At 73.7% G+C, this 17819-nt stretch carries 17 protein-coding genes; 14 read left to right on the forward strand and 3 right to left on the reverse strand.

Annotated elements, in window-relative coordinates; all coding sequences use genetic code 11:
• Positions 1–13: 13 nt before the first annotated feature.
• From WA788_RS10755 to WA788_RS10820, 14 genes are all read left to right on the forward strand, one after another.
• Positions 14–2371, forward strand: coding sequence for a lantibiotic dehydratase (locus tag WA788_RS10755; RefSeq protein ID WP_335975027.1), 2358 nt, complete (start codon positions 14–16; stop codon positions 2369–2371).
• 60 nt (positions 2372–2431) lie between these two features.
• A complete protein-coding gene (locus WA788_RS10760) occupies positions 2432–2674 on the forward strand; it encodes an acyl carrier protein (protein ID WP_335975030.1) in 243 nt (80 codons plus the stop codon).
• Positions 2664–3950: an ATP-grasp domain-containing protein gene (locus WA788_RS10765; protein WP_335975032.1), complete on the forward strand. Its 1287-nt coding sequence runs from the start codon at positions 2664–2666 to the stop codon at positions 3948–3950. Before WA788_RS10760 ends, WA788_RS10765 begins: the two co-directional genes overlap by 11 nt.
• A complete protein-coding gene (locus WA788_RS10770) occupies positions 3947–4924 on the forward strand; it encodes an ABC transporter ATP-binding protein (protein WP_335975035.1) in 978 nt (325 codons plus the stop codon). The genes WA788_RS10765 and WA788_RS10770 overlap by 4 nt, the downstream gene beginning before the upstream one ends.
• Entirely contained in the window at positions 4924–5697 is a 774-nt protein-coding gene (locus WA788_RS10775) for an ABC transporter permease (protein WP_335975040.1), read from the forward strand. Before WA788_RS10770 ends, WA788_RS10775 begins: the two co-directional genes overlap by 1 nt.
• 2 nt (positions 5698–5699) lie before the next feature.
• Complete coding sequence (locus WA788_RS10780) at positions 5700–6461, forward strand: ABC transporter permease (protein WP_335975045.1); 762 nt, start codon at positions 5700–5702, stop codon at positions 6459–6461.
• 62 nt (positions 6462–6523) lie between these two features.
• Positions 6524–8080: an AMP-binding protein gene (locus WA788_RS10785; RefSeq protein ID WP_335975049.1), complete on the forward strand. Its 1557-nt coding sequence runs from the start codon at positions 6524–6526 to the stop codon at positions 8078–8080.
• A 23-nt stretch (positions 8081–8103) separates the two neighbouring features.
• Positions 8104–9678 (forward strand): condensation domain-containing protein, encoded by a 1575-nt coding sequence (locus tag WA788_RS10790; RefSeq protein WP_335975051.1) that lies wholly within the window; start codon positions 8104–8106, stop codon positions 9676–9678.
• Positions 9675–10631: a sugar phosphate isomerase/epimerase family protein gene (locus WA788_RS10795; RefSeq protein WP_335975056.1), complete on the forward strand. Its 957-nt coding sequence runs from the start codon at positions 9675–9677 to the stop codon at positions 10629–10631. Before WA788_RS10790 ends, WA788_RS10795 begins: the two co-directional genes overlap by 4 nt.
• On the forward strand, positions 10631–11860 hold the full coding sequence (locus tag WA788_RS10800; RefSeq protein ID WP_335975060.1) for a DegT/DnrJ/EryC1/StrS family aminotransferase: 1230 nt from the start codon (positions 10631–10633) through the stop codon (positions 11858–11860). The genes WA788_RS10795 and WA788_RS10800 overlap by 1 nt, the downstream gene beginning before the upstream one ends.
• Positions 11854–12222, forward strand: coding sequence for a hypothetical protein (locus tag WA788_RS10805; RefSeq protein ID WP_335975062.1), 369 nt, complete (start codon positions 11854–11856; stop codon positions 12220–12222). The genes WA788_RS10800 and WA788_RS10805 overlap by 7 nt, the downstream gene beginning before the upstream one ends.
• Positions 12219–12986, forward strand: coding sequence for a phytanoyl-CoA dioxygenase family protein (locus WA788_RS10810; protein ID WP_335975067.1), 768 nt, complete (start codon positions 12219–12221; stop codon positions 12984–12986). Before WA788_RS10805 ends, WA788_RS10810 begins: the two co-directional genes overlap by 4 nt.
• Complete coding sequence (locus tag WA788_RS10815; RefSeq protein ID WP_335975072.1) at positions 12983–13963, forward strand: GNAT family N-acetyltransferase; 981 nt, start codon at positions 12983–12985, stop codon at positions 13961–13963. Before WA788_RS10810 ends, WA788_RS10815 begins: the two co-directional genes overlap by 4 nt.
• A 79-nt stretch (positions 13964–14042) precedes the next feature.
• Complete coding sequence (locus WA788_RS10820) at positions 14043–15272, forward strand: radical SAM/SPASM domain-containing protein (protein WP_335975075.1); 1230 nt, start codon at positions 14043–14045, stop codon at positions 15270–15272.
• Positions 15273–15387: 115 nt separating this feature from the next.
• Here WA788_RS10820 and WA788_RS10825 read toward each other — a convergent pair whose 3' ends face one another.
• The 3 genes from WA788_RS10825 to WA788_RS10835 are packed head-to-tail and all read right to left on the reverse strand — an operon-like array spanning position 15388 to position 17767.
• Complete coding sequence (locus WA788_RS10825; RefSeq protein WP_335975079.1) at positions 15388–16182, reverse strand: hypothetical protein; 795 nt, start codon at positions 16180–16182, stop codon at positions 15388–15390.
• The gene (locus WA788_RS10830) at positions 16179–16826 is read right to left on the reverse strand and encodes an HAD-IA family hydrolase (protein ID WP_335975084.1); all 648 of its coding nucleotides are present in this window, start codon (positions 16824–16826) and stop codon (positions 16179–16181) included. Before WA788_RS10830 ends, WA788_RS10825 begins: the two co-directional genes overlap by 4 nt.
• Positions 16823–17767, reverse strand: a complete 945-nt coding sequence (locus WA788_RS10835) for an NAD-dependent epimerase/dehydratase family protein (protein ID WP_335975089.1) — start codon at positions 17765–17767, stop codon at positions 16823–16825. Before WA788_RS10835 ends, WA788_RS10830 begins: the two co-directional genes overlap by 4 nt.
• Positions 17768–17819 lie beyond the last annotated feature (52 nt).

Below are 17819 nucleotides of genomic sequence, written 5' to 3' on the forward strand. Positions count from 1 at the left end.
GGGACCGAAAGACATGCAGACTCTCAGTGCGAACCACGCGGTCGACGGGCGCGCGGGCGCGACGTCCGACTCCCTGCTGCTCCCCGGCAGCCGCCGCCGGATCTGGCCGCAGGCGATGGTGCGCAGCGCCGGCTACCCGGCGTCGGCCGCCCTCGCCCTCGCCGACCCTGCCGTCTGCCGCGCGGCCGACGCGGTGCCCGACGTCTCCCTGAGCCGGCGGATCGACCTCGGTTCCTTCGACCCGGCGTGGCGGGAGTACCGGCGCAGGGCCGACCGGTCCATGGCGGAGCTGGCCGGCTCGTCGTGGCTGCGGCTCGCGGTGACCTGGCAGAACCGCGCTGTGCTCGCCACCGGCATCGATCCGCTGCTCGCGCACATCAACGAGGGCCGGGGGCGGGACGCCAAACGCCGGGCCCGGGAGGCCACGCTCGTCACCTACGTGCAGCGGTACTGCACGAAGAACGAGACGATCGGGTTCTTCGGCCCGATCGCCTGGGCCGGGCTGGACCCCGCCCGCCCGGCCGCCGTGGCGGTCCGCCCGGGCAGCGGCCTGCTCTCCGGTGTGGACGTGCACATGGAGGGCTGGGCGGTGGACGCCGTGGCGGCGCACTTCGCCGAGCGGTTCGACCTGCGGCCGTGGCTGCCCGTGCGGCGCGTGCCCTCGCTGCGGCCGGCCGCGGACGGCGTACGGTTCTCCTCCGGCCGGGTGCAGTCGGCCGATCCGGTCACCGCGGCCGTCCTGGCCCGGGCGGACGGCCGGATGCCGGCGTGGCTGCTGGCGGCCGAGGTGGCGCGCGAACACCGGCTGGACGGCCCGGAGCAGGTCATGGCGCTGCTCGCGGAACTGGCCGACCGGCGCTGGCTGACCTGGGACCTCAACCTGGCCGGGCCGCTGCACACCGACGACGAACTGGCCGCGCTGGCGCAGCGGATCACCGATCCGGCGATCGGCGGGGCGCTGCGGTCCGCGGTCGGCAGGCTGGCTGCGGCCAAGCGGCAGGTCGCCGAGGACTGGGACGACCCCGACCGCCTGGACCGGGCGCTGGGCGCGCTCGACGAGACCTTCGTCGAACTGTCCGGGGTGGACGCCACGCGGCGGCACGGAAAGGCGTACAGCGGCCGCACGGTCGCCTACCCGGAGAGCCGGCGCGATGTCGCGGTCGACCTCGGCGGTCCGTTCGTCGACGCGCTCGCACCGCTGGGGCCGTTGGCCGACAGCGCGCGCTGGCTGACCTGGCGGGTGCGGGAGCTGTTCCTGCCGCACGTCCTCGCCGCGTACCGGAAGCTGCTGGCCAGGGGCATCGACACCCCGGACGCGATGGCGCTGTGGCTGGCCTGCCTGCCGCTGCTGGCCTCGGCCCTCCCCGGGGCGCTGGCCACCGCCCGGGAGGAGTTCGACGCGCGCTGGCGCCGGGTGCTGGCTCCGGAGCCCGGGCAGCGGGTGCTGCACCGCACCACCGCGCAGCTCGCCCGCGGCGTCGCGGCCGAGTTCGCCGCGCCCCGGCCGGGCTGGAGCGAGGCGCGGGTGTGCTGTCCCGACCTCATGATGATCGGCGGTGCGGCGCCCGGGGAGCCCTTCCTGGTGCTGGGCGAGATGCACGTGGCCCTCAACACCCTCGACTACCAGGCGACCGCGCGCCAGCACCCGGACATGGCCGCCCTGCGGGACATGCTCAGCGCCGACTTCCCGGGGCCGCGCCTGCTCATGGCGCTGCCCAAGGACGCCCGGCCGCGGCTGACACCGCGCTCGCATCCGGCGCTGGTACGCCCCGCGGACTACCGGCTCCTGCTCAACCCGAAGCACCCGACGCCGGCCGACGGCGTCCTCGTCGCGGCGAGCGACGCACAGGTCCGCGAAGAGGACGGCGAGCTCGTCGTGGTGCTGCCCGACGGCCACCGGTTCGACGTGATGGACCTGTTCGCCGAGCAGCTCAAGGAGCCGGTGTCCCAGGTGTTCGGCCTGCTGCCCGGTGCGCGGCGGCCCCGGATCGTCGTGGACTCGATGGTGGTGGCCCGGCAGAGCTGGACGGTGCCGGCCCGCAAGGCGGCGTTCGCGATGTGCGGCGACGAGCGGGAGCGCTTCGTGGCGGCCCGCGGCTGGGCCCGCCGGCTGGGACTGCCGCGCTTCGTGTTCGTGAAGTCGCCGTTGGAGACGAAGCCGTTCTTCGTCGACTTCGACGCCCCCGCGTTCGTGGAGATCCTGGCCCGGACGGTGCGCCGGCTCATGCGTGAACCCGGCGAAGGGGACGTCAGCGTCGTGGAGATGCTGCCGGAGCCGGAACAGTGCTGGCTGACCGACAGGCAGGGCCGCGGCTACACATCGGAGCTGCGGCTGGTGCTGGTCGAGGAGGACACCGCGGCGGCGTCATGAGGGCTGCCGGCCGAGCGAGCGGTGAGGGATTCGACGGACGTCGAGATGAGGAGATTGATCATGGCGGTAAACGGGCCGACCTTGGAAGAGTTCACCAGGCTGTGTGCCGACATCCTCGGCGTGCCCGAGCTGTCGGGGGACGCCAACTTCTTCGAAGCCGGCGGTGACTCGATCGGCGCGGCGCAGCTGGCGGTCGAGGTCGACGAACGCTGGGGAGTGCAGGTCGACATGCTGGAGATGTTCGCCGTGCCGAACCTCAGCGCGCTGCATGCCGGGATTCGTGAGGCGTCCGGTGCCAACTGAACCGGCGGGCGCCGGGACCGTCGTCCTGGTCGACCCCTACTCCTCCGGTGTCGCGCTCGGCCGCACCCTGCGCCGTGCGGGCTTCGACACCCACGCGGTGCTCACGTCGCCGCGCCCCGACCCGTCGTACACGCGCACCTTCCAGGCCGCCGACCACGCCGGGACGACCGAGGCCGCCATCGGCTTCGAGGAGGTCCTCGACCGTGTCCGCCGGATGCGCCCGGTCGCGGTGTTCCCCGGGGCGGAGTGCGGGGTCGAGTTCGCCGACGCGCTCGCGGCCCGGCTCACCCCGGAGTTCGCCAACGATCCGGAGCGCTCGCAGGCCCGCCGCGACAAGGCGGTCATGATGCGGACCCTGCGCGCCGCGGGGGTCCCGACCATCCCCACGGTCGCGGTCGACGACTGGCGCGGCTGCGTCGAGGCGGCGGCGGCCGGCGGCCTGTCCACCGACACCGGCGCGCTGGTGGTCAAACCGGCCCGCAGCTCGCTGTCGGACGGGCTCACCCTGGTGCCCGAGGGCGGCGACCTCGAGGCGGCGGTGCGCGGCCTGCTGGGCGCGGTCAACCTGCTGGGCGCGGTCAACGAGACGGTCCTGATCCAGCGGCGGATGTACGGCACCGAGTACGTGGTGGACACCTTCACCCGCAACGGCCGCCACGCCGTCACCAGTGTCTGCCGGTACAACAAGGTCCCGGTCGGCCCCAGTTTCGCGGTGTACGAGAGCACCGACTTCAGGCCCGAGGACGCGCCGGAGAACCCCGGGCTGATCGCGTACGTGCGCCGCGTCCTGGACGCGCTGGGCGTCCGCTTCGGCCCCTGCCACACCGAGGTCCTGCTCACCGCCGACGGCCCGGTGCTGATGGAGTCGGGCGCGCGCCTGGCCGGGGCCGGCCTGGCCGGCGCGTCCGAGCTGGCCACCGGGGGAAGCGCCCTCTCGCGGTACGTGCACAGCCTCACCGGCGCCGCCCCCGACGAGGGCGACTACCGGCTGCGCCGCCGGGTCCGCGGGGTGTACCTGATCTTCCGCCGGGCCGGCACCGTCGGCAACACGGCCGCCCTCGGCCGGGTGCGGCAGCTGCGCAGCTGCCGGCACTTCCAGCTGTCCCTGCGCGACGGTGATCCGGTGGCGCCGACCACCGGCCTGATGTCCACCATGGACCGGGGCTGGGCGCTGCTGGCCGACCGGGACATCGACCGGGTCGAGGCCGACCACGCCGAGTTCCGCAGGATCGAGCAGGAGCTGCGCGTGGTGGCGGACGAGGACGGCACGCCATGACGCCGGCGATCGAAGTGCACGGGATCGGCCGGTCGTTCGGCCGCCCCGGTGCCGAGGTGGCGGTCCTGCGCGACGTGACGTTCGAGGTGGCGCCCGGGGAGATCGTGGCGCTGCTCGGCGGCAACGGCGCGGGCAAGACCACGCTGCTGAAGATCCTGTCCACGGTGCTGGTGCCGGATCGGGGAACCGCCCGGGTGCAGGGCTTCGACGTGGTCACGCAGGCCCGCCGGGCCCGCGGCGCGCTCGGTGTCTCCTTCGGCGGGGACCGCGGGCTGTACGGGCGGCTGAGCGCGCGGGACAACCTGCGGTACTTCGGGATGCTGCGCGAACTCGGCGGCCGCGGGCTGCGCGAGCGCATCGCGCAGGTGCTGGAGCAGGTGCACCTGACCGATGTGGCCGGCCGGCGGGTCGAGACGTACTCCAAGGGCATGCGCCAGCGGTTGCACCTGGCGATCGGCCTGCTGGGCCGCCCGTCGGTGCTGATGCTCGACGAGCCGACGGTCGGCCTGGACGCGTTCGAGGCGCAGAGCCTGCGCGAGACCGTGCTGTCCCTGCGCGACGAGGGCGTGGCGATCCTCCTCACCAGCCACTACCTGCTCGACGTCGAGCGCCTCGCGCAGCGCGTCGTGCTGCTGCGGGACGGGGCGGTGCAGCACCAGAGCGAACTGGAGGAGTTCACCCGCCTGGCCGGGTACGTCGCCACCATCGTGGTGCGGGGCGAGGGCCCGCTGCCGGATCTGACCGGGCCGCACCTGCCGGAGGTGCTGGTACGCCAGGAGGGCGGCGGCTGGGAGATCGGGCTGCGTCCGCAGGCGTGGGAGGCGGGCGTCTTCACGGAGATCGGGCGGCTGCTCGGTGATGTGACGGTGCACGAGGTGCGGGTGGAGGACACCCGCCTGGAGGAGGCGTTCACCAGCCTGAGCGGGCGCACGGCGGCACCGGCCGCGGCCTCGGCGCCGGGACGGCGGGCGTGATGCCCGGCTCCGGGACGGGCGAGGCGCTCGCGGTCGCCGCCCGCCACCAGATCCTGATCTACGCCGCGGAGTGGAAGTTCACCCTGGTCCTCGGCTTCGTCCAACCGGCGGTGCTCCTCGTGGTCAACCTGAACGCGGTCACCGACCCGGTGGCGGCCGGGCGGGTGGTGTCCGGCATCCTGCTGATGGCGTTCTGGACCTCCACGGTCTGGAACGGCGCGGGCATCCTGAGCCTGGAACGCGCCGAAGGCGTGCTGTCGGCCGGCCTGTTCGGCGTGCGGTCGGCGCTGGTCGTGCTGGTGGGCAAGTCGCTGGGCTCGAGCGTGCTGTCCGTGGCGTCGATCCTGGCCACGGTCGCCGCGACACTCGCCGCCCTGCGCCAGCCGATCGCGTTCGGCGATGTGGGGTGGCTGCTCGTCGGCCTGCTCGTGGTGGTGTGCTCCGGCACCGCCCTCGGCATGCTGCTGGCCTGCGTGTTCCTGGTGAGCCGGTACGGCTCCCAGATCTCGGGCGCGCTGATGTACCCGGTGTTCCTGCTCGGCGGCCTGCTGATCCCGCTCCGCCTGATCCCGCGGCCGCTGGGCGCGCTGTCCTGGCTCATCAGCTTCCGCTGGGCGATGGAGTTCCTCACCTCCTGCACCCAGCGGACCCCGGACCTGCGCTTCCTGGGCCTGACGGTCCTGCTCAGCGCCGGCTACGCGCTGCTGGGCCACCGTGTCTTCACTTACGTGTCCCGGCGGGCCCGGGTCCTCGGCACCCTGGATCTGGAGTAACCGTGGTGGACTACACGACCGCCGCACGGCTGGCGTGGACCGAGCACGTCGCGGCAGTGCCGCCGCGCATCTCGCTGACCGCGGCCTGGCCCAGGGCGGTGCTGCAGTGCCTGTTCTGGGTGCTCGTCGGCCGGGTCAGCGGCACCGGCGCAGCCTACGCCTTCCCGGGCTCGGTGGCGCTGAGCGTCACCCTGTCCACGGTCATCGGCCTGTCCGACGTGCCCATGCTCGACCAGCGGTCGGGGACGTACCACCGGGTGCGGATGGCCAACGTGTCGATCGCCGGCCTGTACGCGGCCCGGAGCGTGCCGTGGCTGGCGGATGCCACCGCGGTCTACCTGCTGTGCGTGGTCGTCGTCGGCCCGGTGTCGGGCCTGGGTGCGATGACGCCGACGCTGCTGGAGGCGTGCCCCCTCTACCTGTTGATGATCCTCAGCAGCGCGGCGGCCGGCCTGGCGGTGGCCTCGCTCGGCACCCGGTTCAACAGCAACGTGCTGCTCGGCAACACCCTGACCTACCTGATGCTCGCCGCGGGCAGCCTGGTCACCGCGACGACGCGGGTGCCGGTCCTGGGCACGGTCGGCGCGGGGCTGCCGATGACCCACGGAGTCGCCGCGGTCCGCGCGTTCGCCGACGGCCGGCCCTGGTGGCCCGACACCGTCCGCGAAGCGGCGGTCGGCGCGGTCTGGGCCGTCCTGGCCGCCCTGGCCTACCGGGTGCAGGCGGCGCGGGCCAGGCGCACCGGCAGGGACTTCCCGATCTGATGCGGCCTCACGACGCGACGGCCCTGCCGCGCTCTCCCCTTTGCGAATCCGATGGATCACTGATGCCGAAGGCGGTGTGGACAATGCGGTGCCCGGTCCTGGACAGGGTCGAGTTGGCGGCCCGGACGTATGCCGACCGGACGGCGGTCGTCGCAGGAGGCGCGGGAACCGGGAAGGCCCGGGAGGAACTGACCTACGCCGAACTGTGGCAGGCGGTCGGCAACGTCGCCGACGCGCTGCGCGACCGCTTTCCGGCCGGCTCGGCGGTGGCCGTCACCACACGCGGCGGCGTCGGCCTGCCCTCGGCGTTCCTGGGTGTGCGGGCGGCCGGGCTGGTGCCGTTCCTGGTCGACGCCTACCTGCCCAGGGCCAGGGTGCGGGCGCTGCTGGAGATCGTCCGCCCGGCGGCCGTGATCGAGGAGGGCGCACCGGAGGTGGTCTCGCCCGGTGATCCGCACCCGGCGGTCCTTCCCGAGGGCGCCGGCTACCTGGTCTTCACCTCCGGCAGCCAGGGCACGCCCAAGGGCATCGTCGGCAACGCCGCGGGCCTGGCCGCCTTCCTCGACTGGGAGGCCGCCGAGTTGGGCCTGGCGCCCGGGCACCGTGCGGCGTCGCTGACCTCCCCCTCGTTCGACGTGGTCCTGCGCGAGGTGCTGCTCCCCCTGGTCTGCGGGGGCCGCGTGCACATGGCGGGCGCCCGGGTCCGCACCAATCCGCGGGCGGTGCTCGGCTGGCTGCGCGACGAGCGCATCGACCTGGTGCACCTCGTACCGAGCATCAGCGCCCGCTGGCTGGCGGCCGCGGACGACACCGTGCTTCCCGATCTGCGCTGGTCGGTCTTCGCCGGGGAGCCGCTGTTCGCGCGCCATGTGCGGCAGTGGCGGCAGGCCGCCCCCGCCTCCCGGATCGGCAACCTGTACGGGCCCAGCGAGACGACACTGGCGAAGTTCTGGTACCCCGTCACCGATCAGGCGGGCGAACTCCCCGACGGGCCGCTGCCGGTGGGCCGCCCCCTGCCCGGCACCGTGCTGCACCGGCTGCCGGTCCCGGCGGAAGCGGCCGCGGTGCCGGGAACGTTCCGGATCGGCATCCGCACACCGCACGGCTCCTACGGCTATCTGCGACCGGAGCGGATCGGGCCGGCGGCAGCGGCGCTGCGGCGCACGGACGGCATGACCGTGTTCGACACCCAGGACCGCGGCCGGCTGCTCGCGGACGGCGCGCTGCTGGTGACCGGCCGGCTCGACTCGGTGGTGAAGCGGCGGGGAGCCGCGGTCGACACGGCCGCGATCACGGCGGCGGCGCTGCGCGACCCGACCGTCGGGGCGGCCTGCTGCTTCCAGGCCGACTGGCAGGCCGAGGGCGAACTGGTGCTGGCGCTGGAGAGCGCGCCGGACACCGACCGCGACGCGGTGATCGGCGCGCTGCGCACCGCGCTCGGCGCGGAGATGCCGGACGTGGTCCTCGGCTGCCCCCAACTGCCGCGGCTGCCCAGCGGAAAGGTCGACGCCCGGTCGGTCGCGCACGACGTGGCCGCCGGCGGACCGGGCTTCGTGACGATGTACGGCCGCCGGCCGGCGAACCGGGACATGACGAAAGAAAGGACGCACGCACGGTGAACTCCCAACACACCGAACCCTCCATGACCCCTGAGACGATCAGGGCCGCGGTCCGCGCGGCGATGGCCGAGGTGACCGACCAGGCGGGCCTGGACGAGATCGGCGACCAGGCGGACTTCTTCGCGGCCGGCCTCGACTCGATGGCCGTCGCCGCGATCGTGGCGCGGCTCCAGCAGCGGCTGGGCTTCGACGTGCCGCTGTCCGCGGTCTTCGAGTACCCGAACGTCAACGGCCTGGTCTCCTTCCTGGCCGGGTCGGCCCACGTCCCGGTGGAGCGGATGCCCCCGCCGGCCCTGCCGGGCGCGTACTTCCCGGCGCCCGCCATGACCACCTACCTGGCCCGCCGTATGGGCCCGGACTGGGAGCGCACCCCGGCACCGGTCTGGGGGGCCGTCGAGCTGCCGGCCGGGACGATCGACCCCGGCGTCCTCCGTACGGCGCTGGACACCCTGGTCGAGCGGCACGAGGCGCTGCGGGTCTCCCTGCACCGGCGCGGCGACGAGGTGCTCGCACGGCTCGATCCGCCGGCCCCCATCCCGCTGGAGGTGGTGGACGCGCCCGGCGCCGACGACCACGAGCTGAACCGGATCGTCCTGGCGCGCAGGGAGCACCTCTTCGACCGCACCCGGACCCCCATGGCCGCGGTCACCCTGATCCGCGGCACGGAGCTGGAACTGCTGTTCATGGTCGTCGACCACAACGTCGCCGACGCGTGGTCGCTGCGGATGCTGCTGCTGGAGATCGGCGAGTTGTGCGCGGGCGGGCAGCCCGAGCCCGCCGCCGAGCCGCAGTTGACCCTGTCCCAGTGGTGCGCGACGGAGAACCGGCTGCTGGCCGACAAGGGCAAGGAGGCCGCGGAGTTCTGGCGCGAACTGCTCGAGCCGTCCTGGCGGACGCCGGGCCAGGGCGAGGTACCGGGCAGCGCGCCGGACCGGTTGACCACCCGCCGGTTCGAGGTCGGCGCCGAGCCGCGCCGCCTGCTGCTGGAGCGCGCGGCGGCCGAGGGCCTGAGCCTGTCCTCGCTGCTGGGCGGCCACCTCCTCCACGCGGTCCGGGCCGGCCTGGGCGCCGACCGGGTGCCGGTGGTCGTGCACTCGATCAACCGGGACCTGGTGGGCACCTCGACGCTGGTCGCCTCGACCTCGCGCGAGCTGTGGCTGTCGGTCGACCTGACCGAGCGCGGCACGCCCGAGCAGGCGGCCGCGGCCCTCCAGAGCTGCCTGCTCCAGGCCGTGTCCCGGCAGATGACGCCGCCGGCGCTGGTGCTGGGAGCCGACGGCTTGCGGTTCGGCCCGAAGTGGAAGCCGTGGCTGTTCCTCGAGGTGAGACTGTGGCAGCCGGTGCTGGACTTCCCGTCCGGCCCGGTGCGGCTGCGGTCGATCCCGGCGGCCAAGGACGCCAGCGCCCCGCTCGACCTGCACGTCGTCGACATGGGCAGCCACCTGGTGTTCGAGCTGACCAGCTGGCCGGGCGCCATCACACCCGAGACGACCGACCAGGTGGTCCGGACGCTGGTCGAGACCGTCGCCGCACCCTCCGGACCTCTCCCCCGGGTCCAGGACCCGGACGCGGCGGCGCAATCCCCGGCGGCGCCATGACCGGCCGCGGGGAGTTCGATCCGCGCATCGCGATCAGCGGGACGGAGTTCCGCGACGAGCCGATCGACACACTGCTGCGCACCGCGGACAAGGTCGGGGTCACCGCGATCGAGCTGTGGTACCCGGAGAACCTCCGTGCGGACGCCGGCGGCGTTGCCCTGGCCCGGCTGGCCGCCTGGCCCGGGCAGGTCGCCGCGGTGTCGGCCGGCGTCGAGATCGGGGAGACCTCCGACGTGCCGGGCAGCCGCTCCCGGCTGATCGAGGCGCTCGAACTGGCCGACCGGCTCGGCGCGCCCGTGGTCAACACGTACTTCGGCGCGCCCGGCTACCGGGACGACCGGCGCTCCGGGGAGGTGCTCGCGCGCAACCTCGAACCGGTGCTGCGGCGCGCGGAGGCGCTCGGGGTGACCGTGGTGCTGGAGAACGAGTTCGACGCGTTCGGCCGCGACCGCTACGGCGGCGACCTCACCCGGCGCCCGCACGCCCTGCGGGAGGCCGTGCGCCGGATCGGCAGCGCGCGGCTGCGGCTCAACTTCGACGCGGCGAACTTCTACTGCGCGGGCGTCGAGCCCTTCCCGTACGCGTACGAGGTCCTCGCCGACGACGTCGAGTACCTCCACGTCAAGGACATCAGGCGCGCCGACCCGGCCCTGCCCGCGCAGGACGGGCCGTCCGTCCGCTACCACGACTACGACCGCGCGTACGTGACCACCGCGCTCGGCTCCGGGGCGGTCAACTGGCCGGGGCTGCTCGCGCGGCTGGCCGCCGACCGCTACCCGGGTCCGCTGACGCTGGAACCGCACGTCCGGCCGGAGCACCGCACGGCCGCTCTCGCCCAGGCCGCCGGCTGGCTCCGCGCCGAGATCGCCCGCCTGCGCGGGCGCCCCACCGACCCTGCCCCGCCCGTCCCCCCGTTGTCCGCTCCGCAATCCATCCTCATGGGAGGTCACTGATGCCAGGACCCGGTTTGTCCATGATCGGCCTGGAGGAACAGGCCGAGGTGCTGGACGTCCTCACCAGCCGCGAGCTCAGCCGGTACCGCTTCGACGGCGACCCGACGCCGTCCAAGGTGTACCAGTTCGAGCGCGAGTTCGCGGACCTGACCGGTTCGCCGCACTGCCTGGGCCTGAACAGCTGCACCAGCGCGCTCTACACCGGGCTGCTCGCCGCCGGGATCGGCCCGGGCGACGAAGTGATCGTCCCGGCCTACACGTTCATCGCCTCGATCGCGGCGATCGCCTACACCGGCGCCACCCCGGTGCTCGCCGAGATCGACGACAGCCTCCTGCTCGACCCGGTGGACGTCGCCGAGAGGATCACCCCGCGGACCCGGGCGATCCTCGCGGTGCACATGCTCGGCGCGCCGTGCGACCTCGACTCCCTTGCGGAGATCGCCCGCGCCCACGACCTGCTCCTGGTGGAGGACTGCGCGCAGGCCGGCGGCGGGACGTTCCGGGGGCGGCACCTCGGTACCGTCGGCACGTTCGGCGCGTTCAGCCTCAACGTCTTCAAGACGTTCACCGCCGGCGACGGCGGCATCCTCACCACCGCGGACCGGGCGCTGTACGAGACCGTGTTCGCCCTGCACGACCACGGCGCCGCGCCGCTGCGGACGGGCGTGACCGACGGCCCCGCGCTGTTCGGGCTCAACCTGCGGATGCACGAACTCACCGGCGCTGTGGCCCTGGCCCAGGTGCGCAAGCTGCCGGACATCCTGGCGACGCTGCGCGCCAACAAGAAGGCGCTCAGCGCGGCGATAGGCGAGGTTCCCGGCGCCACCGAGCGGGTCGTGCACGACCTGGACGGCGAGTGCGCGACGGCGCTGGCCTACACCTTCGAGTCGGCCGGCCTCGCCGCGGAGGTCGCCCGGCTGCTGGGCACCATCACGCTCGACCGGTCGGGCAAGCACAACTACGCCAACATGCCGCAGTTGACCGGCGGCGGCGGCGCCGGCCCGGACCTGCCGCACCCGGCGGCGGCACAACCGGCCTACCGGCGCGGTGACCGCCGGCGCACCGACGACAGGCTCGCCCGCACGGTCGCGCTGAGCGTCGGGGTGGTCGACTCCTATCTGGGAACGGCCGTCGGAATCGACATCACTTCGGACGAGGAACGCATCGACGCGGCCGCCGCGAACTTCCGCACGGTGGTCGGGAAGGCGCGAAAGGAGTCGGCATGCTGAACAGGGTCCGCATCCGGGGCTGGTCGGTGGTCGGCACCGGCGAGCCCACCGAGCTGGAACCGCGCTGGCGCCACCGGGACGACGTGCCGCTGCCGGCGGACCGGTGGAGCCGCGCGCAGGGCGTGGCCCCCGGGGCGCCGGTGGGTGAGGCCGACCGGCTGCTCGTGCTGCGGGCGACCGGAGCGCGGCCGGTCGAGATCGAGTTCGTGCTGGGCAGCCAGGGATCGGCCGAGCCTTCGCGCACCGCGCCGGCGGAGCGGATCACCCTCGCCCCCAGCGAGACGCTGATGCTGGACGCGCGCCTGTGGTGGCGCGGCGACGCCTCCGACGACGTCGTGGCCGAGATCTGGGAGCAGATATGACCGACCACCTCGACGAGCTGCGAACGGCCGGCTTCACCGTCGTCCCGGGCGCCTTCCCGGTCACCGAGGTCGACGCGCTGGCGGACCGCATGGACGCCCTGCTGGCGGACGACGAGGCCACCTGGGGCAAGGACCGGCTGCTGAAGATCCACCAGTGGGGCGCGCTGCGCAACCTGGCCGACCGGGGACCGGAGTTCGAGCGGCTGCTCGACACCGAGCCGCTGCACGCGATGGCGGCCGAACTGCTCGGCCCGTCCTACCGGCTGCACTCCTTCGACGGACTGGTACTCCAGCCGGGAGAGGGGCGGTTCCCGTGGGACTTCCACACGGACCTGGACGCCCTCGCCGGCACGGCCTTCCCCGCCGACTCCCCGCCCGGGCTGAACAGCCTGGTCGCCGTCGACGAGAGCGGACCGGAGAACGGCGCCACCTGGCTCATCCCGGGCAGCCACCGGTCGGTGGTCCGCGACCCCGGCCCCGAGGAGCTCGCCGGGCTGGCGATCCAGCCCCGGCTGCGGCGCGGGGACCTGCTGCTGTTCGACGCCCGGATCTGGCACTGCGCCGGGGAGAACCGGTCGGCCGCCGTACGCCGCCTGATCAAGATCGAGATGGTGCGGCCCTGGCTGCGTACGCAGATGGACTACGCGCGATCGGTGCGGCCGGAGGTCCTGGCGCGGCTGTCGCCTCGGGCCAGGGCCGCGATCGGCGAGCCGCTGCCGGCCGGCGTCGAGGAGTTCTGGCAGGCCGTGGAGCGTGCGACGTGACGGTCGCGACGCCCCTGCGGGTCAGCCGCGGCGACGCGGTGGTGGCCCAACTCCCGGGCGCCGGTGCGCCGACGCCCTTCCAGAGCGCCGGCTGGTGCCGCGCCTGGATCGCCGAGGCGGCCGCCGCCGAGGGCGCCGCCCCGCTGCTCCTGCGGGCCGCGACCGCGGCCGGGCGACCGGTGTACGCCGGACTCCAGGTGCACAGCGAACCGGCGGGCAAGGTGCTGCGGCCGCTGTGCTGGCCCTGGGCGGACTACCACCGCGCCTGGTGGCCGGAAGGCGAGCCGGAGCCGGAGGGTGCCGCGGCCGCGCTGGCCGCGGCGCTGGCCGAACTCCAGCGGATCGAGGGCGCGGCCCTGGACCTCCAGGACGTGGCCGAGGGGGACCTCCTGCACCGCGCGGCGCTGCTGGCCGGTGCCCGCAGCAGCCCCGCCAGCCCGGTGGTGGCGTTCGACCTGACCGACGCCGAGCGGGTCGCCGCGGTGCTCGGGCGCAAGGAGACCGTGCGAAAGGCGCGGCTGCTCGCGCGGCGCGGCCGGGTCGAGCTGGTCCACTGGCGTGATCCGGCGGACCTGCGGGAGCGGTTGCCGGTGTTCTTCGCGATGCACGCCGCGCAGTGGCGGGACCGGCCCGACGTCGTCGCGCCGTTCGACGGCGGGCCGGTCGACCGGACCTTCGCCGCAGCGGCGCAGCGCGGGGACTGCGGTGTCGTGCTCAGCGAACTGCGCCTGGAATCGGTGCCGTTGGCGATGTACTACGGCTTCCTGCACCAGGACCGCTACTGGGCGTACCGGACCGCCTTCGACCAGGAGTACCGGCGGCTGTCCCCGGGCTACCAGCTGGTGGCCGGCATGATCCGCGACTTCGTCGCAGCGGGCGTGACCTGCTTCGACCTCATGCGCGGCGACTACCCGTACAAGGCCGACTACGCCGAGGGCGTCAGCCACAACGTCCGCCTCGAACGGGCGAAGCCCTGACGGACTCCCCGAGCGGGGCGCTCCTGCCATGTCGGCGATCTGCCCGCCGGGTTCGGGCAGCAACGGAGAGAGAAGAAGAATGTACGTCACGCCTTTCTGGCACTACGAGACCACCGACCGCGAGACCGCGCTGTCGAACACCGTGACCGGCCGGCAGGTGACGGTCCCCGCCGGGGCGCTGGACACGCTCGGCGCCGTCTTCGCCGACCCCGGTCTGCCGATGCCCGGCGAGCTGCTGGCCGCCCTCGCCCCGGCCGAGATCGTCTTCCCCGACCGCGAGGCAGCCGACACGTGGCTGGCGGGTTCCCTGGCCCAGGTCCGCGAGCGCCCCCTGATCGACCAGATCGAGCTGACCAACCGCTGCCCGTACACCTGCCAGATGTGCCCGCGGACGAGCTCGATGACGCGCGAACTGGGCAGCATGGAGATCCCGCTGTTCGAGCGGATCATCGAGCAGATCGCGCCCTACCAGCAGTACACGGCGCTGCACCACTTCGGTGAGTCCCTGCTGCACCCTGAGATCGACACCGCGGTGCGGGTCGCGCGCGCCCACGGGGTGAAGACCGGGCTGTCCTGCAATCCGCCCAGCCTCACGCCGCGGCTGAGCCGGCGGCTGCTCGATGCCGGCCTGGCCAACATGGTGCTCTCCCTGGACTCGCTGGACGCCCGCACCTACCGCAGCATCCGCGGGCACGCGGCGCGGCTCGACAAGGCCGACAAGCACGTCCGGCGCATCGTCGAGGCACGGGACGAAGGCGGCTACGACACGTGGATCACCCTCCAGATGATCGCGATGCGGGCCAACCAGTCGGAGATCGACGGGTTCCTGTCCTACTGCGAGGAAGTCGGCGTCGACCGGGGCATCGTGGTGCGGCTGGGCCGGTGGGACTTCGAGGACGACAAGGTCGAGGACCTCGGCGGCCACGACAGTCCCGGCTACACCGCGCCCTGCACCCTCCCGCAGAGCTCGGTGGTCGTCCTCTGGGACGGCCGGGTGGTGCCGTGCTGCCACGACTACGACGGCGACGTGGTGCTCGGCGACCTCAACACGCAGACCCTGGAGGAGGTGTGGGCGTCGCCGGCCGCGCAGCGGTTCCGTGAGCGCAACGAGGACTACGAGCTGTGCCGGCAGTGCGCGTTCAGCCGCTGGTTCAAGGAGAGCCAGCGGGAGAAGGACGGGTTCACCGACTTCCACCGCAAGCGGACCACCGCGCTGTCCGTCCGGTACGAGTGGACCAATCCGGCCTCGCTGAGCCGCGGGGACGGGGGCGAGCTGTTCGACCGGTTCGACGTCTACACCAGGGACTGAACCGCGGTCGGGCCCCGGGCCGGTCCCGGCCCGGGGCCTCTCCCGGCACTACGCCGGCCGCGGTATACGTCGGTGTCGGCACTACACCGGCCACGGCACTACTCCGGCCACGGCATTACGCCGGCCACGGCTCGAAGTCCTGCGCGGCCAGCAGCGGGTAAACCGGCGAACCGGGCGCGGGGGTCGGCACGAAGACCAGCCGTTCCCACAGCCACCGCGCACCCGGGGTGGCGTCGGCGGTGCATCCCGGCATCGGCCGCTGCCAGCACCACGCGCCGACCCCCTTCGCCCGGAGCCGGTCGATGGTCGCGTCCCGGGTGGCGGACAGCAGCGGCAGCAGCGTCAGGACCTCCGACGCGACGGTGCGCGGCGGCAGCAGGGGGCCGAGCGCGGTCCGGGCGGCGCGGTCCGCGGCGAGTCCCCGCGCGACCTCGGCCGCGCGGTCGAGGCGGTCCCAGCGGGCGCCCACCGAGGCGTCGGCACCGACCGCGCCCCGCAGCCGCGCCGTGCCGTCGCCGACCGCCAGACCGCCCTCGGGCCACAGGAACTCCTTGCGCGGGCTGAACACGACGAGCGGCCCGGCGGGGGGCGCGGCCATGCCCAGTGCCGTCCGCAGGCCGAAGCAGGCGTCCTGGATGACGGTCAGGTCGTCCCTCGGCGGCGGGGGCAGCCAGCGCCCGAAGGGCTGGTGCCACACCAGCGTCCGGAACCGGTCGTCCGTGGGAAGGCGTACCGGAGCGAGGTCGGCGCCCAGGTCGTAGACCTGCACCGGGACGCCGGCCGCCTCGATGTCCTCGGCCACCTCGGCGCAGTACAGCGCGGGCAGCAGCACACCGCTGCCCGCCTGACCGCAGGCGGCGGCCAGCAGGTGCTTCGCCCGGTCGGCGAGCAAGGGGTGGTCCCATGTCATGGCAGCTCCGTTCCGCTGTCGCCGGGCCCGGTCCCGCCGGGCGGTGGGTCGGCGGGCGCGTCCCGCGGTCCAGCCAGGAAGTCCGCGAGGCCGGCCGCGGTCTCGGCCGCGGACCGGAAGGCGATGGCGCGGCCGCCGAGCTCGCGTACCGCGTCGACGTTGCGCGCCTTGTCGTCGACGAGCACCAGTCGGTCCGGCGTCGCACCGGCCGCGGCGCACAGTTCCGTGAAGTATTCCGCGGACGGTTTGCGCACGCCGTGCCGATAGGAGGGAAACCACTCCACCGCGATTCCGGAGAGGAACCTGCGGCGGAGCGACTCGGCCCATTCCGGGCAGTTCGTCGCGATCACCGTGCGGTGCTTTCCGGCGTAATGCGCCACGAGGTCGCGCATTCCGGGAATCCACCGGCAGCCCGCTTCGTGGGCCCGGTGGAACATTCGGGAATCCGGTTCCGCCCCGAGCGCGCGCAATCGGCGCCAGTATTCCGCCTCGGTGATCTCGCCGCGCTCCAGGCTGTGGTAGAGCGGCTTCATGCCGATAGCGAGGAGCCGTGCCATCGGCAGCCCGGTGGACGCCTCGTGGGCCTGCTCGAAAGGATCGGTGAGCAGGGTGCTCATGAGGTCGAAGGCGAGCAGCGCGGTCAAGGCTTGCCGGCTTCGAAAGCGTCGAACAGCTCCCGGGCGCGGGCGCGGACCCCGCCGATGTCGAGGCCGCCCGCGCCGGGCAGGGCCGCGCGCAGCTTCGTCATGTCCGCGCCGGTCCAGTACTGGTAGCGGGCGGAGAGCGGGTTGGCGACCAGCCGGACGTCGAGGGGCGATCCGGTGAACTCGGCGCACCACTCGAGCAGGGTCGCGAAGCTCACCGGCAGGCCGGAGCCCAGGTTGTAGATCCCCGAGGGCACCTCCGCGTCGACCAACCGCAGGCAGACCCCGGCCACCTCCCGCACCGGCACGTAGTCGCGGCTCGCCTGAAGGGTGTCGGCGAACACCGGTATCCGTTCCCCTTGCGCGGCTCGGCGCAGGATCTGCGAGATGATCGAGGCCATCGCCTTCTTGTGTTCCTCGAAGGGGCCGAACACGTTCGTGTAGCGCAGCCCGACCCAGGTCGGGCCGGCGGGGCGGCGGGCCATCTCCCGGTCGAGGGCGAGCTTGGAGGCGGCGTAGCGGTTGAGCGGACCGGAGCACTGCCCGGGGCCGGCGTCCTCGGCGATCAGGGTCCCTTTCTCGAAGGTGCCGTAGACGCTGTGCGAGGACGCGTAGACGAAGCGGGTGCCGGAGGCCGCGCAGGCGTCGGCGAGGGCGAGCGGGCCGTCGGTGTTGGTCCGCCGCAGCAGGTTGCGGTCGCTTTCGGTCGTGCTGCTGATGCCGCCCTGGTTGATCACGGCGGCGAAGCGGCCGGCGCGCACCTCCTCGAGCACGTCCGGTTGTGCCAGGTCGGCCCGCAGGACCCGGCAGGCGAGCGCCACGTCCTGCGGCGCCGGCTTGATGTCGAGAGCGGTCACCTGATATCCGGAAGCGGCACACAGAAGCGCGCAGTGCCGCCCGATGAATCCGGCGGCACCGGTGACCAGTATTTCACCCGGCATTCACATGACTCCATCCGATGACAGAAACAGTGATGCGCCGACGATAACACGG

This window comes from Streptomyces sp. CA2R106 (assembly GCF_037034245.1).
In the GTDB taxonomy this organism is placed as follows: domain Bacteria; phylum Actinomycetota; class Actinomycetes; order Streptomycetales; family Streptomycetaceae; genus Actinacidiphila.